This window comes from Priestia sp. TRN 1309 (genome assembly GCF_050846875.1).
Taxonomy (GTDB): domain Bacteria; phylum Bacillota; class Bacilli; order Bacillales; family Bacillaceae_H; genus Priestia; species Priestia zanthoxyli.
Map to the genome: position 1 here is coordinate 615,572 of NZ_JBOZGM010000002.1, position 18,807 is coordinate 634,378.

Annotated in this window: 20 protein-coding genes; 8 read left to right on the forward strand and 12 right to left on the reverse strand. The window is 36.8% G+C overall.

Annotation, left to right across the window (positions count from 1 at the left end; genetic code table 11):
• Positions 1-20: 20 nt before the first annotated feature.
• Positions 21-542, reverse strand: a complete 522-nt coding sequence (locus ACRPLQ_RS10465; protein ID WP_098999351.1) for a hypothetical protein — start codon at positions 540-542, stop codon at positions 21-23.
• A gap of 224 nt (positions 543-766) precedes the next feature.
• Between ACRPLQ_RS10465 and ACRPLQ_RS10470 the strand changes: the two genes are divergently transcribed.
• The 6 genes from ACRPLQ_RS10470 (at position 767) to mbcS (ending at position 8,980) form a co-directional block, all read left to right on the forward strand.
• On the forward strand, positions 767-2,170 hold the full coding sequence (locus tag ACRPLQ_RS10470; RefSeq protein ID WP_033579053.1) for a glutamate decarboxylase: 1,404 nt from the start codon (positions 767-769) through the stop codon (positions 2,168-2,170).
• A 214-nt stretch (positions 2,171-2,384) separates the two neighbouring features.
• On the forward strand, positions 2,385-3,386 hold the full coding sequence (locus tag ACRPLQ_RS10475; protein WP_224980144.1) for a hypothetical protein: 1,002 nt from the start codon (positions 2,385-2,387) through the stop codon (positions 3,384-3,386).
• 67 nt (positions 3,387-3,453) lie between these two features.
• A complete protein-coding gene (locus ACRPLQ_RS10480; RefSeq protein ID WP_048020802.1) occupies positions 3,454-3,948 on the forward strand; it encodes a cupin domain-containing protein in 495 nt (164 codons plus the stop codon).
• 172 nt (positions 3,949-4,120) lie between these two features.
• Positions 4,121-4,864: a hypothetical protein gene (locus ACRPLQ_RS10485; protein ID WP_034266315.1), complete on the forward strand. Its 744-nt coding sequence runs from the start codon at positions 4,121-4,123 to the stop codon at positions 4,862-4,864.
• Positions 4,865-6,544: 1,680 nt separating this feature from the next.
• Positions 6,545-7,243, forward strand: a complete 699-nt coding sequence (locus tag ACRPLQ_RS10490) for a hypothetical protein (protein WP_165636083.1) — start codon at positions 6,545-6,547, stop codon at positions 7,241-7,243.
• Between the two features lie 156 nt (positions 7,244-7,399).
• A complete protein-coding gene (mbcS, locus tag ACRPLQ_RS10495; RefSeq protein WP_432235956.1) occupies positions 7,400-8,980 on the forward strand; it encodes an acyl-CoA synthetase MbcS in 1,581 nt (526 codons plus the stop codon).
• A 43-nt stretch (positions 8,981-9,023) separates the two neighbouring features.
• Here the strand turns inward: mbcS and ACRPLQ_RS10500 are convergent, their stop codons facing one another.
• Positions 9,024-9,986: a VanW family protein gene (locus tag ACRPLQ_RS10500; RefSeq protein ID WP_033579048.1), complete on the reverse strand. Its 963-nt coding sequence runs from the start codon at positions 9,984-9,986 to the stop codon at positions 9,024-9,026.
• Between the two features lie 400 nt (positions 9,987-10,386).
• Between ACRPLQ_RS10500 and ACRPLQ_RS10505 the strand changes: the two genes are divergently transcribed.
• Positions 10,387-10,845 (forward strand): MarR family winged helix-turn-helix transcriptional regulator, encoded by a 459-nt coding sequence (locus ACRPLQ_RS10505; RefSeq protein WP_013057155.1) that lies wholly within the window; start codon positions 10,387-10,389, stop codon positions 10,843-10,845.
• Between the two features lie 36 nt (positions 10,846-10,881).
• Here the strand turns inward: ACRPLQ_RS10505 and ACRPLQ_RS10510 are convergent, their stop codons facing one another.
• On the reverse strand, positions 10,882-12,393 hold the full coding sequence (locus ACRPLQ_RS10510; RefSeq protein WP_033579047.1) for a class I adenylate-forming enzyme family protein: 1,512 nt from the start codon (positions 12,391-12,393) through the stop codon (positions 10,882-10,884).
• A 411-nt stretch (positions 12,394-12,804) separates the two neighbouring features.
• Here ACRPLQ_RS10510 and ACRPLQ_RS10515 point away from each other — a divergent pair, with 411 nt between their 5' ends.
• Positions 12,805-13,449: an SDR family oxidoreductase gene (locus ACRPLQ_RS10515; RefSeq protein ID WP_028413280.1), complete on the forward strand. Its 645-nt coding sequence runs from the start codon at positions 12,805-12,807 to the stop codon at positions 13,447-13,449.
• 34 nt (positions 13,450-13,483) lie between these two features.
• On the opposite strand, the gene ACRPLQ_RS10520 is transcribed toward ACRPLQ_RS10515, so the two are convergent.
• The 9 genes from ACRPLQ_RS10520 to ACRPLQ_RS10560 all read right to left on the reverse strand — a co-directional run bounded on the left by ACRPLQ_RS10520 (position 13,484) and on the right by ACRPLQ_RS10560 (position 18,783).
• On the reverse strand, positions 13,484-14,104 hold the full coding sequence (locus ACRPLQ_RS10520) for an NUDIX hydrolase (protein ID WP_033579046.1): 621 nt from the start codon (positions 14,102-14,104) through the stop codon (positions 13,484-13,486).
• Between the two features lie 176 nt (positions 14,105-14,280).
• Positions 14,281-14,556, reverse strand: a complete 276-nt coding sequence (locus ACRPLQ_RS10525) for a hypothetical protein (protein ID WP_014459988.1) — start codon at positions 14,554-14,556, stop codon at positions 14,281-14,283.
• A 195-nt stretch (positions 14,557-14,751) separates the two neighbouring features.
• A complete protein-coding gene (fabZ, locus tag ACRPLQ_RS10530; protein WP_033579045.1) occupies positions 14,752-15,177 on the reverse strand; it encodes a 3-hydroxyacyl-ACP dehydratase FabZ in 426 nt (141 codons plus the stop codon).
• Between the two features lie 18 nt (positions 15,178-15,195).
• Positions 15,196-15,999 carry a cobalamin-binding protein gene (locus tag ACRPLQ_RS10535; protein ID WP_048020818.1) on the reverse strand — a complete coding sequence of 268 codons (804 nt, stop codon included), beginning with the start codon at positions 15,997-15,999 and terminating at the stop codon, positions 15,196-15,198.
• A gap of 101 nt (positions 16,000-16,100) precedes the next feature.
• A complete protein-coding gene (locus ACRPLQ_RS10540; protein WP_048020820.1) occupies positions 16,101-16,379 on the reverse strand; it encodes a hypothetical protein in 279 nt (92 codons plus the stop codon).
• A gap of 15 nt (positions 16,380-16,394) precedes the next feature.
• Positions 16,395-16,580: a hypothetical protein gene (locus tag ACRPLQ_RS10545; RefSeq protein ID WP_034266296.1), complete on the reverse strand. Its 186-nt coding sequence runs from the start codon at positions 16,578-16,580 to the stop codon at positions 16,395-16,397.
• Positions 16,581-16,713: 133 nt separating this feature from the next.
• Positions 16,714-16,929 (reverse strand): DUF378 domain-containing protein, encoded by a 216-nt coding sequence (locus tag ACRPLQ_RS10550; RefSeq protein ID WP_013057146.1) that lies wholly within the window; start codon positions 16,927-16,929, stop codon positions 16,714-16,716.
• A 133-nt stretch (positions 16,930-17,062) separates the two neighbouring features.
• A complete protein-coding gene (locus ACRPLQ_RS10555; protein WP_033579041.1) occupies positions 17,063-17,536 on the reverse strand; it encodes a DinB family protein in 474 nt (157 codons plus the stop codon).
• Between the two features lie 431 nt (positions 17,537-17,967).
• On the reverse strand, positions 17,968-18,783 hold the full coding sequence (locus ACRPLQ_RS10560; protein ID WP_033579040.1) for a protein-glutamine gamma-glutamyltransferase: 816 nt from the start codon (positions 18,781-18,783) through the stop codon (positions 17,968-17,970).
• Positions 18,784-18,807 lie beyond the last annotated feature (24 nt).

Sequence of the window (18,807 nt, forward strand, 5' to 3'; positions counted from 1 at the left end):
CATATAACCTTCTATAACCACTATTGAGCCGGAGCAGTAGCTGTACTGCTGTTTTCGTCTTTCACCATCATCCTTACACCTTGTACAACCGCAATTCCTTCCCACTTATCAAGATCAGGTTCAAGAAATTCTAAAGCAAACGTGTGCGGACGTAATGACAGAAACGAAGAAAGTGTGCGGACTTGAATGACAGGAACGCCGGAACGTAAAACGTCAAATTTACGATCTGTTATATTCCCCGTAATTTCATATGTATCGCCGTCGTTTCTAATATAAAGATACTTCTTTTTAAAAAAAGTGAATTTCCGTTGAATCATTCCAACTTCATTTCCGTGGTGATCTGAAATAATCAGCTTTGGCATAAGGGCAAACATTTTAGATTTACCTGTAAACACGATCTCTTCGTTTTTCAAAATCTCAAATTTATTAGCAATAGATAACTTATATGCGACATTTCCAACAATGTCTTGTGATTCATTATAAATAGGAGATTCACCTAATTCGAAAAACTTGTCTTGCAAAATAATTCCTTGTTTCTCCATCTAAAAACCTCCTTTAGAATATATTACCATATCTTACACCTTTTGAGTTTGATAAGACTATTTTCATGGGTATTATTAAATAAAGTTCGTACTTACGTGCTGCGAATAATGAAAAGAATGAAAATAGGTTTCAAAGCTCATAATGTTTAAAGGAGACCTGCTTGTTACAACACCAGGTGGAACGTAAAGAAATTTGTTAGATATACATAAGGAGATGATACTTTATGCCTCAATGGCATCCGCATCGTGAACAAAAAAATTTACCTGATGAATTTCCTGTTAATCCGCTTTTTTCTCGACAAGGAGAAGTGACGATTCCAAGGCTTCGTATTAGTGATCAAGGTATGCTTCCCGAAACAGCTTATCAAATCATTCATGACGAAATTGCTTTAGACGGGAATGCCCGCTTAAATTTAGCTACCTTTGTTACTACGTGGATGGAGCCTGATGCAAAGCGTTTGTACGGCGAATCTTTTGATAAAAATATGATTGATAAAGATGAGTATCCGCAGACAGCGGCTATTGAAGAGAGATGCGTACGTATTTTAGCGGATTTGTGGAATTCTCCTAATCCAGATACAACGATGGGCGTTTCAACTACGGGTTCATCTGAAGCATGTATGCTTGGCGGACTTGCGTTAAAAAGACGCTGGCAAAAACTGCGTAAAAGTAAAGGGCTATCAACAGAACGGCCGAACATTGTATTTAGTTCATCCGTTCAAGTGGTATGGGAGAAATTCGCAAACTATTGGGACGTAGAGCCTCGTTATGTGAACATTAATGAAGATCATCCTTATTTAGATGCAGAAGGCGTCATTAATGCGGTTGATGAAAATACAATTGGTGTCGTACCGATTCTTGGAGTCACATATACAGGAGTTTACGAACCAATTGCTGCTATCGCAAAAGCATTGGATGAGTTACAGGAAAAGACAGGATTAGATATTCCTATCCACGTAGACGCTGCTTCTGGAGGTTTTATCGCTCCGTTTCTTCAACCAGACCTTATCTGGGATTTCCGCTTGCCGCGAGTAAAGTCCATTAACGTATCGGGACACAAGTACGGTTTAGTCTATCCTGGCTTAGGATGGGTGATTTGGAGAGAAAAAGAAGACTTGCCTGAAGATCTTATTTTCCGCGTTTCTTACTTAGGAGGCAACATGCCAACTTTTGCACTTAACTTCTCTAGACCAGGAGCACAAGTCCTTTTACAGTACTACAATTTCTTACGTTTAGGTAAAGAGGGCTATTATGCCGTGCAAAAAACCTCCCAAGAAAACGCGCTGTTTCTCAGCAAAGAAATTGGAGAAATGGACGCATTCGAAATTATCGCCGATGGTTCAGATATCCCAGTTCTTGCTTGGAAACTAAAAGAAGGATACACGCCAAACTGGACTCTTTATGACCTGTCTAGACAATTGCGCACGTATGGATGGCAAGTGCCTGCTTATCCACTCCCAGCAGACATGGAAGAAATCACAATCATGCGCATTGTTGTTAGAAATGGATTTTCAAGAGACCTTGCTCATTTATTTATGGTTAATTTCAAACAAGCCGTTGAATTTCTTAACTCATTGGATAGACCTGTTCTTAAAGACACGAAATACGACAATGGATTTCATCATTAACATCGATTACGAACACACAAAGCCGTGTTATGAAAAGTACATGGCTTTGTGTTTTTTTATGCATAAAAAGATAATCTTTTTAAAAAAATACCATAAATCAAACAAGAAAATATTCTTATATTTTCTTAATTTTGGTATAATAACCCCTAAGGTTTTATAGTTCTTTAGAATTATATAAAACCTAAAAAAAGATAAAAAAAGGGGATAATAGTCTATGAAAATGTTGAAAGTTGCTTTTGGTATTCCGCTGTTAGCCGTATTGCTAGCAGGGTGTAGTGATGAGTCCAGTGAAACGGTATCGCAAAAAGAAGAGTCTGCAGAGAAATCAACAGCGGTTCATACGAAAGAAAACGGCAACAAAACGGCTGTAAAAGAATCATCGCCAAATACATTACAAACAAAAGCATCAACCATTAAAAAAGCCGTTAATTCTAAAGAAGCTGATCGCGATTACTTATTAAACGTAATGAATGGTTATCAGTATATCCAAGTAGGTGACAATCAGTATATTTACTACGGGATTAATCAAGAGCAAAATGTTTTTTGTATGATGGAAGTTAATTTTGACGCCAGTGGCGATTATGTAGAAAACATCAATTTTGTTGATAATGCTTCAGAAGAACAAATTGCTTTGCTTCAAAACCAAATACAAGAACAACAAAAGCAATTATCAGACCTTGAACAGCAGCAAATGGAAAAAGAATTAGATGATTACTACGCGCAGCTAGAAGAAGACAAACAAAAAGAAGAAGAGGCGCAGGCCAAGGCTGATGCAGAAGCTGAAGCTCAGGCAGAAGCAGATCGCAAAGCGGAGGAAGAACGTTTAGCAGAAGAAGAGAAGAAACAGCAGGAGGAAGAGGAAGCTCAGGCAAAATCGGATGAGGAAGAAGCTCAGGCTGATTCAGAAGATGAGGCGCAAACAGAAACAGAGCAAGAAGAAGATACAGAAACCCTTGAGGAAGAGGAACCAGCCGAACAAACAGTTTCCCAAGAGCAAGCTATCCAGCTAGTTCGTGACCAACAAGGCATATCTGAAGATTCACCTCTTCTTGTAGAATACGATCACCTTGACGACTCAGGAAACTATATTATCCATGTTTATGAAAATGTTGTGGATAATGAAGATACAGGAGAGGAACATACAGCTACACAAGGTTGGTATCAAGTAAGTCCTAGTGATGGGTCAATTACTGATGTTACGGTAGATGGTTACTAATACTGTAGTAGGTTTTTAGATGATAGATGAATACCTTTAAAATTAAATTACAAATGAGGGATAATTTATGAGTGAGTTAAAAAATATAGTAATCAAACCTTTACACGGAATTCCAAATGACCAAAATACGTATCATTTTATGCAAGAGACAATTACGATATTAGCTTCAGGAGAAGATACTAATGGTGCCTTTTCAGTTGTTCACCTTGTAGAACCTCCCAAAATGGGGCCTCCTTTGCATGTCCACGAAAATGAAGATGAAACTTTTTATATAAAAAAAGGGAGATTTATATTTTTTGTAGGTGATGAAATCTTTGAGGTAAATGAAAACGAGTACGTTTTTGCTCCTAAAGGAATTCCACATCGATTTGAGGCCGGAATTGACGGTGGAGAAATGATTGTCACAGCATCACCAGCTAAATTTGACAGCTTTGTAAAAGAATTAGGCTTACAAGTTCCAAAAGATTCTGGGCTACCAGATTTCCAAGGTCCAACTCCAGAGCAGATGCAACAATTAGTTAATGTTGCGGAAAAATATAATTATAAATTCATCTTAGAATAAGCTTATATGCAAGTGAATTTCAGTTGATTTTCCTTTATATAAAAAATAGATGCGAAGTCTAAAAACACCTGATCCAACCTATAAAGCAAACGAAACAAAGGTAGGTACGAACTTAAGTAGTTCGCTGCATTGAAGTCAATCATCCAATGAATAAGAAGGTGAGGAACTTGTTATGAAGATGAAACGCTTACTGGCACTTCCGTTTTTAACACTAGGATTTTTGGCAGGCTGTGGGGAAGGTGCGCAAACATCTCAAGAAAATCAATCAAATACTGCAAAAAAAGAAATTACGTCATCGGACCAAACAGAGAGAGAGAAAGTTAAAAAAGAAGAAACAACCAACAATAAAACTAATTCAACTCATGTAGCGGAGCAGTCTCCAACGTATAAACAAGAGACACCTTCATCAAAAGAAGGAAACATTCCTGCAGGTAATGCCCATGGGTCCGCAACAGAACACCCTAAAAGTAATTCAGTAGAAAAGGAACAATCAAAGAGCGATCATTATTCTTCAGAATCCTCCCTACAAGGAGAAGACAAGACTGTTCCCTCTGAAGAAGAAGCACCATTGTGGGAAGATTCAGCAGCTATCGCGAAACATGCAGAAGAGGAGCAAGAACGAACTAGAAAAGCGGAAGAAAAAAGTGAACGTGATCGTGCCGAAGATGAAGAAAAGTCTATTGCCGAAGATGGGTTATTCATTAAAGTAACACCCGTCATGGTAGAAGAAGAAAAAGCAGCGGCTTATCTTATTCCAAAATTACCTACTGAAACACAGAAAAAAGTGGCAGAGGAAAAGAAGGAAAACCCTTCTGGATTTAGTAGAACTTTATGGAAGTGTTCACAAGTTCGGTACGCGCTAGATAATGGTATGCAGGAAGTGGATGATTCAGGTTTTTGCGGATTAACGAAATAATTAAAAATAGCACATGGTGTTCTGGTTACACCACGTGCTATTTTTCACTTAATGTTCAATCAGTTTGTATTCTTAATGAATCACCATTGTTTACTTACAAAAGAAATAAATTTGGGCTATTTGATAAAATTCATGACTACGATTAGGAAACATACCTTAGTGAGTGAAGCCTTGAAACTAGTAACTTGAAAAGTTTGTATGTCAAGCGGATGGAGGGGAAGAATTCGTTCTTTTTCCTTTTTCTTTTCGATTCTGCATCAAATCAACTAATTACAATCTCATTAATATCACATTGATTCATAACGACCTTAAACTTATTATACGAATTACACGAAATTGTAAAGTTCTAGGATAAACCATAAGGCATTACTTAATTACATATAAAATGATACGTACTGGCGTATTCAGGCGATTGCGATTAAGTGAGCGGCTATTTTAACCATTTCTAAGATATAATCCATAGCTTGTACATAATTTAATTCATTTGACCTTAAGCGCGTCATTCAGTAGATTCTTAAGAGTTCTGTTTACAACCCGAAAATTAAAATCCCGAAAGCAAAAAACAGCTGATTTAAAAGGAACCTACACACTTTAAAGGAAAAGCAAAGTATTCCAAGGATCTAAGAGCAAGGGAGACCCTAACGATTTTATTTCTTTTTCTAGTTTACATAATATATATTCTAGGAACCAATTGATAAAACACAAATTCTGTCTCATCATAAAAGTATACTTATGATAATGAGACAGAATTTAAAAATGAGATAGGGTTCGTATTTATATGATCTAACTCACTAAACTAATTAGCAACAAGATTTGTTCTAATTGAACAATTGCAGATATGATTTTATAGAAATACATATGAATTTCACCAGTTTATTTTTAGGATTGATCAGTTCGATTGATGTTTAGATTATATTTAGAGAGTTTGAAAAATGAATGACTTATATAAATTAAATTTTACACTCATTCATTTTTTCTCATCGTATTCTCAATGAACCTTTTGCAAAACGATGAAATCTGTTTGTAATTAATATCTTAAGGATTTATTTGCTACTGAACGTATATTTTTCATTTAGTACATATGTTTGCATTAAATGGATTTTTATTCATCAACAAAAGTAAAAACCTCGTATTTTCTGTAATAAAATACAGTTATAAGCATTTTTATTCTACCTAATTCCTTGTTAAAATCACTATAAACCCCTTTCCTATCAGCTTTTTAGTGATTTTAGTTGTAGTTTCCTTTTTCATCGGGTATAATATTAAACAAATAGATGACGGTATAAATTGGATGTCATTATCCAGTTTTAAAGGAGCGATACTCATGAACATTACAATTTATTATGGAAATCATGAAGATAAAACAATTCACACAATGGATTGTCACGTAGATATCGATTTAGATGATGAAGATATGGTAGCTTTAACAGAAGCTCGTTAATGAATATATAAAAGGCTGTGGATGCTTTTCATCTGCAGCCTTTTATTTTTTTGCTCCCCCTCTTCTTTTCCACCTTTTAATGACCGCTGCGTTTTAAGATCATTAGCTACTTTTATTATAAAATTTCAAATTCTCCGTTAACTTCTCTTTACTTTTCGACACATTTTTTGTATCATTAGATAAGAACATATGTTCGATTTATTTTTTATCGTATTGATGATCACAAGGAGTGTTTTTGAATGACGGTACGAAAAAGAAAAAGAAAGAAGCTCCCTCCTACCCTATCCAATACAGGCTTTATTGGAGCAACGTTTGCTGATACAGATGAATTAGCACGCAACGAATATCACTTTCCTCGTAAACAAATGAAAATTACCCATCATGTCTTAGATGCTTTGCTTCAAGGGGCAACGCACTTATTTCAACAGCATAAAGTTGAAGCCGCTATCTCATGCGTGTATCTGCCCAAGTACAAAAAGATCGGTTTGGTTCTTTCTAAACAACCTTTTGGCCGCGATGAAGGCATTGGGTATTTTATTAATTACTTAAAGGAAATCGGACATATTGAATGGGATGAAAAAACGGAAGACTACGAAATACATAATACGAGTTTTATCGGCGTGGTATTTGCAGATCTAGAAAAAATTGCTAAGTTCACCTTCGACTTTGAGTTAGAATTACTGTCGAAGTTCGTCAAGGACTTAATTATTCCCGCTAAAGAGCTATTCTTGCAGCATAATGTAAAAGCGTATCTCTCAGGCGTTGAAAATGAAGATCAGCATAAAGTAGGGTTTGTTTTATCGATTAAGCCTTATGATGAACGTAAGGAAGCAGACTTATATTTTGTGGAATACTTAAAAGAACGTGGTTTATACGAAGAGGACGAGTCTGAAGAAGAGCTAGTACCTATTCATACAAAATGGAGCTTATTTAAATAACATATGTTATACCCGCTGTCGTAATAAGACAAGCGGGTCTTTTTTTGCTTTTTTACTAAAACCCAAAACAAATTAGTAGCAAGTACTAATAGTTAGTAATATAATAATAGTAATGATAAAAAATCATTGATATCTATAATATAAGGAGTCGTTTTTATGATTCAACTAAAAGATTTAGTTCCAAGTGAACATTACAACTTAACAGAGGAAATTGAAAAATATGCATCCGATCAGCTTGCGCTAAAGTGGCAGGACGCTGACGGTGTGCGTGAGGAAATTACATATAACCAGCTGTTAGCAAAAGCAAATAAGGTGGCAAACGGGCTAACGGAGCTAGGATTAACAAAAGGCGATCACGTGTTGGTTATCGCACCTCGCCTTATTGAATCGTATGCTATTTACTTAGCATGTTTAAAAGCAGGTATTATTGTAATTCCTTCTTCAGAACTATTACGCGCAAAAGATATCCAATATCGTTTACATCACGCTGAAGCAAAAGCGATTATTTCTTACCATCCTTTCTGCAATGAGATCGATAAGATTGAAAACTTCCCTACTTCTCTACAACATAAAATTACATTTGGTGCTGATGTTACGTCGTGGACGCGCTTAGAGTCACTTACAGTGGATGCATCACAACAGTTCCAAGCAGCTAACACAACTAAGGATGATACGGCATTCCTTCCTTATACATCTGGTACAACAGGACAGCCAAAAGGCGTTGTTCATACTCATGGATGGGCTTATGCTCACCTTCGTATCGCTGCTGCTGAATGGTTAGATATTAAAAAAGGCGATACGGTCTGGGCAACAGCAGGTCCTGGTTGGCAAAAATGGATTTGGACTCCGTTTTTATCTGTACTTGGACAAGGTGCAACAGGCATTATCTATAACGGACGTTTTGAACCTAAAAAGTTTTTAGAAATTTTACAGGATGAACAAGTAAACGTACTGTGCTGCACGCCAACAGAGTATCGCTTTATGGCTAAAATTGATGAACTTGAACGTTTTGACCTGTCTCACCTTCATAGCGCTGTATCTGCCGGAGAACCGCTAAATGAAGAAGTAATTAATGTGTTTAAAAAATATTTTAATATCCAAGTACGTGATGGATACGGCCAAACGGAAAATACCCTTTTGATTGGTACCTTAAAAGGTGTAAAAACGAAGATTGGTTCAATGGGTAAACCAATGCTTGAAGGGTTTGTAGAAATCATTAATGAAGACGGCGAGCCTTGTGAGCCTGGAGAAGTTGGAGACATTGCCGTTCGTAGAGACCTCCCTTCTCTTTTCAAGCACTACTATAAAGACATGGAGCGCACTGAGAAAACGTATAAAGGAAACTACTATTTAACAGGTGACCGCGCTTCTAAAGATGAAGAGAACTATTACTGGTTCCAAGGACGCGGAGATGATATTATTATCAGTTCCGGCTATACAATTGGGCCGTTTGAAGTTGAAGATGCGTTAATTAAGCATCCAGCAGTGAAAGAATGTGCCGTTGTAGCTAGTCCAGATGCTGATCGCGGCCATGTAGTAAAAGCGTATGTTGTTCTTGTTGATCATGTAAAAACAACAGATACAGGGTTTATTAAAGAGCTGCAAAATCACGTAAAAACTCTTACTGCACCTTACAAGTATCCTCGCGTAATTGAATTTATTGATGAATTACCAAAAACTAATTCAGGTAAAATTCGACGTGTGGAACTTCGTGAACGCGAGCAACAAAAAGCATAATAAATGAAAAAAAGACGTATCTGTTAGGATACGTCTTTTTTTATTAGATAGCACGCTGTGAAGTACGAACATCTACCGTTAAAACACCTGTATTTACGTTTGCATATGCTTTAATGATGACAGGATAATCTTTGTTGTTTGTGAACTTAAAATCAGGTCCTCCCCACGATACGGTCGCATCTCTTCCCGCAGGTACATAACCTACATGTTTTGAATGGTGAGACCTAGCTGTCACTTGAAGACCAGCGCCGTCAATCGCATTAAATAACGTAGAAGATGTTTGACAAATACCTCCGCCAATTCCCATCACCAGCTGTTTATTGATAATTTCAGGAGCAGGCTGATAGCCTCTTTCTGCTGTGCGCTCCCCAACTGTTTGATTATAAGAAAATGAATCTCCTGGTCCTAACACAACGTTATTAATTGCTTCTGCTGATAGCTGAACATTTCTGTTTCTGCTTGTATCACTTGGTCGAAAACGTGTAGAATACGAAGCTAATGATACATCGGCGATCCCTTGAGCAGATGCTGCCGTGACATTTGGAGCGGTTTCGTATATTGGAACCTTTACCTCCAATTGTTTCGTATTTAAGTTCTGCAGATTTTTAACAAGTTCTGCTTCTTTTAAGATGATTTGCTTGGATCCGCCAGTCAACGATCCATTTTCATCTATTTTTATGTTTTGCATAGGTGTATCGATCCCTTTTGCCAGCTCAGACGCTAACTGTTTAATTTCTTGATCATATACACCTTTATCCTTGTAATGAACCGGCTTGAATTCTTTCATTACTTCTCCTGTACGGGAATCTTTTAACTGATACGTCAGTTCTTCGACTTTAAGGACTGGCTTTTTCTTTTTCTCAGCCTTTTTTTCTGGTTTTTTAGCCGCTTGTTTTTGTTCTATCGCAGCTGTTTGCTTTGCGGAATGATTTGTATACATGCCGTACGCAATAAACGCACTAACAATTGTCGCGCCAAGCAAGAGCGCCCCTAAGACTTTCTTCATGTAATTGAATCCCCCCATATCTCGGCTTTACCTCAATATGTTTTTTCTATAAAAATATGTATACATTCATTTTATACAAACATCTTATAAAAGACGATCTGCCAAAGTGAATACTCACCATTTTTTATATTTTTTTCTTTATTCAACACATGAGGTAAAGCGGAATGATGTTCATAGACCCCATTTTTTCTTATGAACTCAATAGAAAACAAATGTTGTATGCGTTTCCTGTTATTACTATTCTTATATATAATAGCACGAAAACAAGGATTTTTTAACGAATTATGGTAATTATTTTAAAATTTTTCTGACAATTTTCGCGGTGTTGTTCATTTTTCTATGGGCATTATACATGGTATAATGGTAAAAATGGAATTTGTTTTATGAGGAGGATTTACGCTTGACTGAACGTTATAGCAAAGAAGAGATTAGTCATCAGCTAGAAAGTATAGATCATGTAAAAGAAGCTCTTTTAAAATATAAAAACACCGTAATCGGTGAGAAATATGATTTGCTTCCCTACCATTTAACTTCAACAAAAGAGGCAATCTTAAAGACGATTCACGATAAAAAAAGCTGTATTGTTAGCGATATCACAAAAGTACTTGGGCTCTCACCCGGTGCTATCACCATTGTATTAAATCAATTAGAAGATGATGAGCTTGTGAATCGTATATATAAAAAGCAAAACCGCCGAAGCGTGTGGGTAGAGTTGACGGAAAAAGGCGAAAAAGTTGTCGAAATATTGCAAGCTACTCGTGTCGATTTTTGGTCAGATTTACTTTCACACTTATCAGAAGAAGAAAGAGATCAATACTTTCACATTATGAAAAAAATATCTCAAAAATTACAGCAATAAATATAAAAAAAGCGGCTATAAAGGCCGCTTTTTTTATTATGCGTGTGCTAAGGCTTGTTTTTTCACTTCGTTTTTCAACACTTTTCCTACGCTGTTTTTAGGAAGTGATGAAACAAATACAACAGTTGGCACTTTATATGGTGCTAATCGTTCTTTACAGAAATTCACTACGTCTTCTTCAGTTAGAGCTGACGCTGCTTGTTTAACAACAAATGCATATGGAACTTCGCCGTACACATCATCAGGCATGCCGACAACTGTCGCTTCTAACACACCGTCTGCTGCTAGGACAACTTCTTCTACTTGATCTGGGTAGATGTTGTCTCCTCCATATACAATTACATCTTTATAGCGTCCTTCAATATAAAGAAATCCGTCTTCATCTAATCGACCTGCATCGCCCATCGCTAACCAGCCATCTTGTAAGACAGCGTTTGTTGCTTCTTCGTTTTGCCAGTAGCCTTTAAATAGATAAGGGCTTCGTACAAGCACTTCACCTTTTTCTCCAGTTGGAACTTCTTGACGTGTTTCTGGGTCTACAATTTTAACTTCCACATGTGGAGCCGGTTTCCCAGCTGAGCTTACTTTCTTCCATCCCATTTGAGGATGCCATGAACTGATAATCCAAGCTTCTGTGCTTCCGTATCCTTGAGCTAAAATCATACCGTTACGGTCATATTGTTCGATTAAAGACTCTGATACTTTTGTTCCGCCTGACACAGCAAGTTTTAGAGGGAAATCATAGTGATCTCCTTTTTCAAGCTCTTCTACGATGTATTTTAATGCTGGTGGTAGTGCAAACAGCATTTTAATGTTTTCTTTTTCAATTACCTCAATTACTTTAGCTGGATCTGTTTCTTCAGAACATACCATTGTGTTTCCTGTGTTAATGCACATAAATAAAATGCTCATCGAACTCATGTGGAAGAATGGATGAACAAATAAATAGCGCATGCTTTTATCAATATTTGCACGTTCTTCCTGTCCGCCAGAGTTTAAAAAGGCACTTACCGATCCGTGTGCAATCATACATCCTTTTGATTTACCTGTTGTACCTGATGTAAACATCATTAATGCTAAATCTTCAGGAAGTACTTCAGGAAGTGCTTCTGGTGTGTTTGTGTTATACGCTGAGAATTGAGTTGTAAATTCTTTTGCATCCTCAATTTTTAACGTAAAGCTAAGTCCAGCCGTTTGTTCCGCTTTTTCTAATACAGACGTAAATTCATTGTGGTGGATAATCGCTTTTAACTGTCCGCTTGTAATAATGCTATCAAGCTCATAAGGTGTCATGCTCTTACTTAATGGAACAACGACTGCTCCCACTTGTAAAATTCCCATTGTAACAACTGGGTAAGCAATGCTTGTATGAGCTAAAATACCAATACGATCTCCTTTTTGAATTCCTTTCTCTAAGAAGTAATGAGACAATTGATTTACTTTTTCATGAAATTCATTAAATGTATAACGTTCATTATGTTCAACTAGTGCTTCATGTTGAGGAGAAATCTCTGCACGTTCTGCGACTAAGTATTGTAATGTGTTCATTTTATCCTCTCCTTTGTCCGCTCGGACTAAATATTTCGTTCGTGAATATTTTAATGACTAAAACATAATAACAAAAAATTTTTCCGAAGTAAAAGTTTAAAATTATCAAAATGTGTTTATATAGGTTGTATCGGGAAATGTTAAAAGAGATACTGTTTTTAAGAAGTGTTGTATTACCAAGGGTTTGAGAAAAATTTACAAAATTTAAACAGTTCAGACACTGGGTTTAATGAACTATTTTTTTCCTTTTTTTGTTTGTAAATTAGTTTTTATTTCTTGTTTTTCATTTTTTTAATATATTTTCTTACTTTCCCCTTATTCACCGGATTTTGAGCTCATTCATTGAATGAAAACGGTGAATATGAAACAATAATATATAAGTATTTGGATTTGAAAGGAGCAAATTTAGACATGAAAGTTCTTGTAATTGGTGCGAATGGTCAAGTAGGCAAACATATTGTAAACATTTTGAATGAAAGTGATGTGCACACTGTACGTGCGATGGTTCGTAAAGAAGAACAAGCAAAAGAGCTTGAAGCAAGAGGTGTAGAAACGGCTTTTGCAAGCTTAGAAGGCACTGTGCATGAAATTAAGGAAGTGATGAAAGGCTGTGACGCCGTTATCTTTAGCGCAGGATCAGGCGGCAGCACAGGTCATGATAAGACACTTTTAATTGATTTAGATGGAGCAGTAAAAGCGATGGAAGCTGCAGAAGATTTAGGAATTAAACGATTTGTGATGGTAAGCGCCCTTCAAGCACATCACCGTGAAAACTGGAATACTTCACTAATTCCTTACTATGTAGCCAAACATTATGCAGATAAAATCTTAGAAGCAAGCGGATTAACATATACAATTGTTCGTCCAGGCGGATTGTTAAACGAACCAGGAACAGGACGTGTAGATGCCGGTGAGAACAAAGAGCGCGGATCCATTCCTCGTGAAGATGTCGCGCGTGTGGTAGTAGAAACGTTAAGTGAAGATCATACATTCGGACGTTCTTTTGATTTAGTTTCAGGTGATACACCTATCACAGAAGCTATTCAATCTATTTAATATAAAAAAGCAGCGAATGCGTATTCGCTGCTTTTTATTTATCATTTAATACATGTATTAAATGATAAATTACTTTTGCTGTCAGTCCCCATATGACTCGATCTTCATAGTAATAAAAATGTTCTTCCATCTCTCTTGTTTGCCAATTATAATTTTCACCACCAATAATCGCGTCATAAGGAAAATTATGTTCGGGTTCTACTCTGAAATTAATATTGTGTATATCAGGTTCGGTACGCTGAAAAAAAGAAAGAGGCACGGTAAATACTTCTGCTACTTCCGAAGGATTCGGTCGAAGTTCAAGCGACTCATCAATGAAACCTACATAAGGATAAATGATTGTTCCGAATTGAGAAACAATATAATCTAAAGCTTGTACGTGCTGAATAGATTGGGGTGTAATCCCTAACTCTTCAGAGGTTTCACGGATAGCCGTTTCTTTTTCATCTGCATCCGTCTTTTCAACACGCCCTCCTGGAAAACAAATTTCTCCGGGCTGTCTACGTAAATCGAGCGCTCTTACTTCAAATAAAACTTGTAGTTCCCCTTGTTTTTCAATAAGCGGAACAAGAATGCCGAAGCGGGAGAACTGCTCCATCCCAAGGATTGTCGGCATCCGGTTTTCTAACTTAGCTATAATGCGGGATGCATCCATACGTCCACTTCCTTTCACAAAATGAATTATCAAAAGAATAGCGAGTTATAAGCTGCGATGTCAACTAACCTGCAAAAGAAAGCTGTTATCTTTATTATATGAAGAGATGTATTGAATTGACACTACAATTGATAAAAATATATAACATAAATATAAATAAAAACAGATAGCACCGGCTACCTGTCTTTTTGTCTTGTTTTTAACAAACCATAAATAAGTAAAAAGAATGCCACCACACTGATAAGCAATCCTCCTACTTGCTTATCAGTGAGTCCAAAACGAAGCTGAAGCCAAAAGATAACCAAGCAAATCAAAATGACGCTGGTAGCTAAATAAAAGTAAATGCTGTAGAAAAACGGATTCGTTCTTTTCCGTTTGTAGACAAGTAGTGAGATGCCTATATACGTACCCAATAGTGTGAGTAATACAACAACTTCCGTTAATGTTCTCACTGCATTCTCCCCTCTCCCTTTTTTCTTCTATACCCCGTTTCTTCTTTTATCAAAAGGTAAAAAGGTATTCATAAAAAACCGCTTTTACGACATAAGGCGGTTTTCTCGCTACGCTTTATCCTGAATTATTTCCTTTTTTACATCGGTCGTTTTCATCTTACTAACATCAGCTGCTTTTTTACAAAGGCGTTTGTATTATACATCAAGAGCAAAGGTAATGACCGCTTCACAAGCTAATTCGCTGCCTACAAATGCTTTTCCTTTTCCTTTTACAATCTTTCCGCGCTGCTTAAGAATCTCAAATTCTAAGCGTAGTGTATCTCCTGGCCTTACTTGACGCTTAAAGCGACATTCATCTATTCCTGCTAAAAAAGCAAGTCTTCCTTTTTGATGGTCATCCGTAGCCATGGCAAATCCGCCGAGCTGAGCAAGAGCCTCCACAATAAGTACACCAGGCATTACCATGTAGTCCGGGAAGTGACCTTGAAAAAAAGGTTCATTTGCTGTTACTTGTTTAATTCCTACAGCAAGCTTTCCTTCTTCTTGCTCTAAGATGCGATCAACAAGTAAAAAAGGATAGCGGTGTTGAAGGGTATGTTTTATTTGTTCAATATCTTTCATATGTATCGCTCCTTTTTCTTATAATAAAGGGTCCTTACCGTCAAATGCAGGAAACGTATCTGGATGAAGAAGCGGCGCGAGTTTTTTTAACCCTAACAGCAATCGGGGTGAAGGACGACAATACAGCCATTCTTCTAGTACATATACACGATGTTCTTTTATGGCCGGCATGTCAGACCAGTTCGGTCTCTTGTGTAAAATCGTTGGATTTACTTTGTTTGTCTGTACGCCTACCCAAGCCAAACACACGTGATGTGGATTTCGTTTGAGCACTTCTTCCCAATCACTCTGTACATTTGCTTCTTTGTGATCAGCAAATATATTTTCTCCTCCCGCTAACGCGCTAATTTCGGTCAGCCAGTTTGCTTTTCCAGGAGTAAAAACGGGTTTTGGCCACCATTCCCAGTATACAGTGGTTTTTTCGATTTGACGTGCCATTCCTTTATATGTAGAAAGAAACTGATCATACCGCTCTAACAGTTCAGCTGCTTTTGTTTCAATATTTAATCGCTGGCCTAAATCCTGTAGATTTTGACGGATATCTTCTAGCGAATTAGGATTATATACGACGTAAGGTATCTTTCGTTTTTTAAGTTCTTCAATATTTCGCTCCATTCCAGGAACGCTTAGTGAAGCTAGGACTAAATCTGGCTTGGCTTCTTCCACCGCATCCATATTAATAGATAAATCGGGACCTAAACGCGGCAGACTCTGAATAGACTGCGGCCAATCGGAATAATCATCAATTGCTACGAGCAAATGCTCACATTTTAAATACGCTATTAGTTCTGTATTGCTTGGACAAAGCGAAACAATTCGCATATTTCCCCTCCTGCATCCATTTCTTTTTTTTCTATTATACAATAGATTTCCATATAAAAAGCAGAGACTTTCACTGAAGTCTCTGCTTTTGGTGCTCTTTCTTATCCACCCATTGCACGATAAAAGAAATAAAAGAAACCCAAACAGCCAAGTGAACTAATGCTTGTAGTCAAAATACCGATTGAAAGCAGCACCTGTCCGTCTCTTTTTTGTTTGTATCGCAGCATATAATAAAAAGCTAAAAGGGTGCCAATAAGTAAATAAATAGCCCATATGTAAGGTAGATTCTTTAGTTGAAAGATGTATCCTTGATTAAATAATAAACAGTAAATAAAAAAAAGATTTACGATAAAAAAGATAGGAAGTACACTTTTATTCATCTATTAAACCCTCTTCTATTCTTTATTTTCTGCTATAGTTATCTTGTTTTGATTTCTCAGTTCATCCCGTATTTCACGTAAATATTGATTTCTCTCTTTCATTCGCTTTAACACTATAACAATAACAGCTATCATACCAGCAATGATTCCTATATAAAGAACTCCAAACACTAAGATAGGTACTACACCCCAAAGCTCCATCTCATCCCTCCTACTTTTTGGTTATTACCTTATTTTACCGTATTTTGTAAAGATGTCACGTCTTTTATCCATGAAAAAGGGAGTTTGAATATACATTCAAACCCCCTAAAGAGATAATAAAAAATAATATTTATTATAGCGCTTTGCTTTTGACACTTGCTCCCGTTCCGAAGAACTTATCAAAAATTTGATAAAGAGCAGACAGGCCAACTAACCAATAAATCGTTGTTACTAACCAATCCCAAGAGCCAAATAGCTCTTCTACTACATTCACGCCTAATGCTACAGCTAACCAATTTAAACCGCCTAAAATCACAAGAAGAGTCGTTAAACCTGAAAGAAATTTCACGTTGTCACCTCCTTGCGAACTGCATTAGGAAAAGCAGCTCATGTTACATCTTATGCGCTGTATAGATCAGTATATGCATAGGCGCTATGTAAAATAGTTATAAAGAATATGTGATTTATTCTTTTTTATTTCCTTATTGTGCAGCTGCTGCTTTCCCAATTTGCTTAATCGTTTCTACATGCATCGCTTCGTGATAGAAACTGAATAAAAACGTTTCGCCAACTGTTGTAAAGTTGATACCCGCTTTATTTGTAAAAGGTGTGATTAACTGCTTATCAAACTGCCCCGGCATGAACTCTTTAATACGGCGTGCTTGGTCTTTCAACACATTCGCAATTTCTTCAAGAGATGGAGCAGCCTCGTTCCAATCAGCAGGTTTTGTTCCGGCACCAAAAAAGCTTTCATAACTCTCTGGCGTTTGCATCGGTTCACCAGCTAAGCCAAACACAAGCTTTTCTTGAATAAAGGCAATGTGTCCAAGATTCCAGCGAATATTGTTATTGAACCCTTTTGGTGTGATGTCCGCTGCCTCTTCTGTTGTTTTTTCAAGGATACTAATCGTAATTCCTCTTACAACGTCCATATGTTTTAAAATCATGTTTTCCATCGTCTAATCTCTCCTTACGTTGTCGTATTAGATAAACTATTCAATGTCTATTGTGCACAAATTACCCCTTAAATGCCACTCATAACATTTAAACCTTAAAATAAAAGAAAATTCAAAAGAAAATCCCCCTATATAAAAACTAGGGGGATTTTTTAAGCAGAAGACTTTAAATTTGAGACAGGTCCTTTGTTTGGCTTCGGTTTTAGCTGACCAAGCTTATTTTTCAGATAATCTTTTAATGCGCCGCGTTTTCTCTTGCGTCTTTTATCACGATTTTTAATAGTAATCTCCTCCTTTCCTTTTAGTTTTAAGACCTGCGTATTAAATGGATTCTTCTTTTATACATAAAATCCTTTTGAATTCTCAAATTTACCTTCATGTAATTCTTTCCTTTTTACAAAAAAAGACCAAAGTATCAAAACTTTGATCATTCAAGCTACATACGTAATCGATCCAATAGTGGAAATAATAGCGCTGTTTCTGTCATACCAAACAACAGGTTCGTATCTAACCGCCAAATAACTGAGGTGAGCGGTGTGAAGTCTGACAATTTCATCTGACAGGTAAGCTGATTGCTTTGCGTTGTCTTTTCTCTTTAAATTTAACACTTCAATAATTCTTTCCCGCGTCGTAATTCCAATTCCATGACCAAAATATAGAGTTTCATCTAATACAATGGTGTTTTCACCTTTCCACTGGGGAGTATCAGGGTTATAATCAGGGTTTTTAAAATACGCACAGTCTCCGGGCAAGTAGTCAGATCCTTTATAACCATGGAGCTCAAGGTCTTCATCGTATTGCCAATCGTGTAAGTAAAGATCAGCAAAAAGCCTGTTAAAATTTGCTTTTCCAATATTATTTAATACAGCTTTGTAAAAGATGATGATAACAGCCGTCGCGCACTCAAACGCGTATTCGTGTCCGTTGTAAAAAATATCATCGATGGCCTGATGAGGAGAAACGGTAGGTAGTAGCTGAAACCCTCCGTTATCGGTTCGTTTCCAATACTTTTCGTTGCACCTAGAACGGGCGAATGTAGCAAACCTAGCGCCGCTTTTGCGCAGCAACACAGACGATTCAATAATTTGTAATTTAACAGATACATCAAAATCAAGCTGGTCAAATGTAGCATACTCATACACTTCCCTATAGGCATCCATTTGTTTTAAAATGTCTGCTTTTTCTTTTGTTAACGAACTATTATTTAAATCGCTTATTTTCACAATTTGTTGATTAACTTTAATCATAGACGTTCTCTCCTTTACAGAAAA

What these genes read in the sequence shown, in the direction of transcription:
- ACRPLQ_RS10535 (WP_048020818.1), bottom strand. Translation starts at nt 15,999, where the DNA reads ATGCGAATTGTTTCGCTTTGTCCAAGCAATACAGAACTAATAGCGTAT.
- fabZ (WP_033579045.1), bottom strand. Translation starts at nt 15,177, where the DNA reads ATGAAAGATATTGAACAAATAAAACATACCCTTCAACACCGCTATCCT.
- ACRPLQ_RS10485 (WP_034266315.1), top strand. Translation starts at nt 4,121, where the DNA reads ATGAAGATGAAACGCTTACTGGCACTTCCGTTTTTAACACTAGGATTT.
- ACRPLQ_RS10465 (WP_098999351.1), bottom strand. Translation starts at nt 542, where the DNA reads ATGGAGAAACAAGGAATTATTTTGCAAGACAAGTTTTTCGAATTAGGT.
- ACRPLQ_RS10520 (WP_033579046.1), bottom strand. Translation starts at nt 14,104, where the DNA reads ATGGATGCATCCCGCATTATAGCTAAGTTAGAAAACCGGATGCCGACA.
- ACRPLQ_RS10470 (WP_033579053.1), top strand. Translation starts at nt 767, where the DNA reads ATGCCTCAATGGCATCCGCATCGTGAACAAAAAAATTTACCTGATGAA.
- ACRPLQ_RS10545 (WP_034266296.1), bottom strand. Translation starts at nt 16,580, where the DNA reads ATGGAGCTTTGGGGTGTAGTACCTATCTTAGTGTTTGGAGTTCTTTAT.
- ACRPLQ_RS10500 (WP_033579048.1), bottom strand. Translation starts at nt 9,986, where the DNA reads ATGAAGAAAGTCTTAGGGGCGCTCTTGCTTGGCGCGACAATTGTTAGT.
- ACRPLQ_RS10540 (WP_048020820.1), bottom strand. Translation starts at nt 16,379, where the DNA reads ATGAATAAAAGTGTACTTCCTATCTTTTTTATCGTAAATCTTTTTTTT.
- ACRPLQ_RS10480 (WP_048020802.1), top strand. Translation starts at nt 3,454, where the DNA reads ATGAGTGAGTTAAAAAATATAGTAATCAAACCTTTACACGGAATTCCA.
- ACRPLQ_RS10515 (WP_028413280.1), top strand. Translation starts at nt 12,805, where the DNA reads ATGAAAGTTCTTGTAATTGGTGCGAATGGTCAAGTAGGCAAACATATT.
- ACRPLQ_RS10475 (WP_224980144.1), top strand. Translation starts at nt 2,385, where the DNA reads ATGAAAATGTTGAAAGTTGCTTTTGGTATTCCGCTGTTAGCCGTATTG.
- ACRPLQ_RS10555 (WP_033579041.1), bottom strand. Translation starts at nt 17,536, where the DNA reads ATGGAAAACATGATTTTAAAACATATGGACGTTGTAAGAGGAATTACG.
- ACRPLQ_RS10560 (WP_033579040.1), bottom strand. Translation starts at nt 18,783, where the DNA reads ATGATTAAAGTTAATCAACAAATTGTGAAAATAAGCGATTTAAATAAT.
- ACRPLQ_RS10490 (WP_165636083.1), top strand. Translation starts at nt 6,545, where the DNA reads ATGACGGTACGAAAAAGAAAAAGAAAGAAGCTCCCTCCTACCCTATCC.
- mbcS (WP_432235956.1), top strand. Translation starts at nt 7,400, where the DNA reads ATGATTCAACTAAAAGATTTAGTTCCAAGTGAACATTACAACTTAACA.
- ACRPLQ_RS10510 (WP_033579047.1), bottom strand. Translation starts at nt 12,393, where the DNA reads ATGAACACATTACAATACTTAGTCGCAGAACGTGCAGAGATTTCTCCT.